General features: G+C 74.9%; 3 protein-coding genes. 2 read left to right on the plus strand and 1 reads right to left on the minus strand.

Features of this window, described 5'->3' with window-relative positions; genetic code table 11:
• Positions 1-55: 55 nt before the first annotated feature.
• Positions 56-1,873: a BTAD domain-containing putative transcriptional regulator gene (locus ACFWA9_RS38795; RefSeq protein ID WP_380394244.1), complete on the minus strand. Its 1,818-nt coding sequence runs from the start codon at positions 1,871-1,873 to the stop codon at positions 56-58.
• Between the two features lie 275 nt (positions 1,874-2,148).
• Between ACFWA9_RS38795 and ACFWA9_RS38800 the strand changes: the two genes are divergently transcribed.
• Positions 2,149-2,340 (plus strand): hypothetical protein, encoded by a 192-nt coding sequence (locus ACFWA9_RS38800; RefSeq protein ID WP_329491456.1) that lies wholly within the window; start codon positions 2,149-2,151, stop codon positions 2,338-2,340.
• 140 nt (positions 2,341-2,480) lie between these two features.
• Positions 2,481-3,413: JmjC domain-containing protein (locus ACFWA9_RS38805; protein ID WP_380394248.1), on the plus strand; the 933-nt coding region annotated here is incomplete at its 3' end.

Genomic DNA, 3,413 nt, shown 5'->3' on the forward strand with positions numbered 1-3,413 from the left:
CGGCGAGGCCGTCCCGGTCAGCGGCGCCGCCCCGCCACCCGGTCACGTCCAGGGGTCAGCAGCCGCCCGGCAGCGGACCCGGGCCGCGGTGCAGGGCGGCGGCGTACCGGTGGGCCAGCCTCGGCATGCGGTAGCGGACGGCGTGCGCCCGCACCTCGTCGTCCTCGGCCACCGTGACCAGATGGGCCTCGATGAGCTCCTCCACGATCCGCTCGGCCGGCTCCGCGAGGCCGCCCAGCGCCGCCAGCAGCACCGCCTGGTCGAAGGCCGGCCCCGGCAGGGCGCCGAGCGCGCCGAGCGCCGCCCGCTGCTGCGGATCCAGCCCCCGGTGGAACCGGCGGTAGCCGTCCTGGACGGAGCAGCCCCCGACCGAGAGCTCGTGGGGCCCGGCGGGCAGCCGGCCCAGCTGCTCGGCGTACTCGGACAGCGAGAGGTGCCGCAGCGTGGTGAGCTTGGCGGCCAGCGCGCGGACGACCAGCGGGGAGAGCCCGTACACCTCTTGAAGGCGGCGCAGCGTCCGGTCCGCGTCCACGAGCCGTCGCTCGTCGAGCACGCGCGCCAGGAGCTCGCGGGCCTCGCCGGGGGTGAACTCGTCGAGTTCGATGCGGTGGACGCACTCCAGGCCGCTGAGCCGGCGGGCCGAGGTGACCAGCGTGCGGGTCGGCCCGCGGCCCGGCAGCAGGCGGCGGACCTGGGACTCGCCGGTCGCGCCGTCGAGGACGAGGAGGACCTGCCGGTCGGCGATCCAGGACCGCCACAGGGCCAGCGCCGCGGTCTCCTCCCGGGGCGGCGTGAGGTCGAGACCGGTGCTCCGGAGCAGCTCGGTCAGCACCTCGTGCCAGTCGCGCGGGGTTCCGTCGGGGTGTCCCAGCGGGACGAAGACCTGGCCGTCCGCGAAGCGGTCGGCGATCCGGTGGCCGACGTGGACGGCCAGCGCCGTGGTGCCGACCCCCGGCGGGCCCGACACCGCCGTGACGTCGGTACATCGGGCCCCGCCGGTGAGGGCCGACACCGCCGCCTCGACCTCGGTCCGGCGGCCGACGAAGTCCGCCAGGTCGCGGGGGAGTTGGGAGGGCCTGGCGTGCTCGCGCGGCCGGTCGCGGCCCGGCCGGGCCGATCCCCCGCCGGCCAGGATCGCCCGGTAGGTCTGCCGCAGCACGGGGCTGGGGTCGAGGCCGAGCTCCCGGGCGATGTACTGCCGGTGCTGCTCGAAGCAGGCGAGCGCCTGCCGCCGCCCGCCGACCTGGTCGAGCGCCGTCATGTGCAGCACGATCAGCCGCTCGCGGAACGGATGCCGGGCGGTCAACTCGGCCAGCCGGTCCAGCAGTCCGAGCGCCCGGCCGGCCTCCACCTCCAGCTCGGCCCAGTCCTCGTACACCGCGAGGAAGCGGTCGGAGAGGCGCTCCGACTCGCGGGCCGCGAACGGGCTGCCGAGCAGGTCGACCAGGGGCCGGTCCTGCCAGAGCCGTACCGCCTCGCCGAACAGCGCCGACGCGCCGGCCGGGTGGCCCGCCCGCTGCGCCTGCCGCCCGGCCGCCGCGAGTTCGTCGAACCGCAGCAGGTCCGACTCCTCGGAGGTCACCGTCAGGGTGTAGCCGTACGGCACGTGGCCGATCCGGTCCCGCAGGACCTTGCGCAGGGCGGAGACGTACACCTGGAGGTTCTTGCGCGCCGTCCGGGGCTGGTCGCCGTCCCAGAGCGCGTCGATGAGCTGGTCGACCGACAGCACGGTGTTCGCCCGGCACAGCAGCGCGGCCAGGAGTAATCGCTGTTTGTACGGGCCGAGTTCGAGCAGGTCGTCGCCGGACCGGACCTGTAGCGGCCCGAGCATCGTGAAACGCAGCGTTCTTTCCGCACCGGTGTTCCCGGTCATATGGCCCCTCCCCCAGAGCGCGCCACGCGATGGGCACAGGTCGGGCCGGCCCGATCGGGGCCGGTCGCCTTCGTCTGTACTCCGACGGGTAGCTTCGCCGAGAAGAGGATGTCTGGCAAGGACGTGGTGAGCGATTGGTGAACAGCGGTGCCCGGGGGTCGAGAGGGACAGGACAAGCTGCCAGGAAGCCACGCACATACCGGAGTTCAACCGCCCGCTCCTAGCGTCGCACTGTGACGTCGGCCGACGTCCGAGCGCGAGCGAGAGGAGTTCCGATGTCCGACGAGGTGCAGGCACACAGCGTGGGCGGCGACGACGAGGACCTGGCGGGCTGCGGGATCCAGTTCAACGCCAGTGCCGTGGACGACGAGGTCCAGGCCCACAGCGTGGGCGAGGACGACGAGGACCTGGCGGGCTGCGGGATCCAGTTCAACGCCAGCGCCGCGGACGGCCCCGCCGGCGTCTAGCCCGACGCTTCGTCATCGGCCGACTCGCCGCCGGGCCGGACCACCCCGGCGGGACGAGGCCGGGCCGGTCTGTGCGGGTGCAACCGCGCAGGCCGGCCGTCGCCTTCCCGCCCGGCACCCGACCAACCTGTGAGGCCTCCGTGGACAGTCTGCTCCGGCTCGTGGACGACCTGCCGACGCTCGAAACCGCCTGGGAGCGCGAGCCGTTCGTCAGCACCGGGCTGGGCGACCTCGGTGACGTGTTCTCCCTGGAGGCCGCCGAGCGGCTGATCCACAGCAGCCTGCCGATGAGCGCGGTACGGCTCTTCCGTGACGGCAAGCTGGTCCCACCGGAGCTCGTCCTGCGCAACCGGGGGAGCAACCCGCGGAGCCGCGAGAAGCTCGCCGACGGCACCAAGGTCGCCGAGCAGGTGGCCGGCGGCGCGACCCTGACCCTGGAGGAGCTCCAGAACCACAGCCCGGAGGTGGCGCGCTTCGCCGCCGAGGTGGCCCGCGAGACCGGCTACGAGGCCGACTGCACCGCCTTCCTGACGCCGCCTCGGGCCCGGGGCGCGGCGCCGCACTTCGACCTGGTGGGCATCTTCCTGCGACAGCTCCACGGCTCCAAGCGCTGGCGGGTGAGCGCCCCCGTGCGGCGGCTGCCGAGCCGGGCCCGCCCGGTGGCCCCGTCCGAGGTCGGCGAGCCGATGCTCGACGTCGTCCTCAAGGAGGGCGAGTGCCTCTACCTGCCGCGCGGCTTCGTGCACGTCGGCGACACCACGGACGAGCCGTCGCTGCACCTGTCGATCGGCCTGCGCGGCGTCACCTGGGAGCGGGTCCTGCGCAGCCTGCTGGCCGGGGCGGGGGAGCGGTTCGAGCCGCTGCGCGAGGTGCTGCCGCCGGCCTTCTCGGACCTCGACCGGGAGGCCCTGTACCGCGAGCGCGTCGAGCTGCTGGCGAAGCACCTGGCGGACGCCGACTGGTCCCGGATCTCGCTGGACGGCCTGCGGGCCGAGCAGCCCCCGGCCGCGCCCGCCCCGGGCAGTCTGGCGGCCTCGCTGCGCCGGCCCGCCGCCGCGGAGCCGGCGCCCGAG

It is taken from the genome of Kitasatospora sp. NPDC059973 (assembly GCF_042737525.1).
Lineage (GTDB): Bacteria > Actinomycetota > Actinomycetes > Streptomycetales > Streptomycetaceae > Kitasatospora.

Bases quoted from the DNA above. Each gene is read 5' to 3' on its own strand.
- ACFWA9_RS38795 (WP_380394244.1), bottom strand. From the start codon at position 1,873: ATGACCGGGAACACCGGTGCGGAAAGAACGCTGCGTTTCACGATGCTC.
- ACFWA9_RS38800 (WP_329491456.1), top strand. From the start codon at position 2,149: ATGTCCGACGAGGTGCAGGCACACAGCGTGGGCGGCGACGACGAGGAC.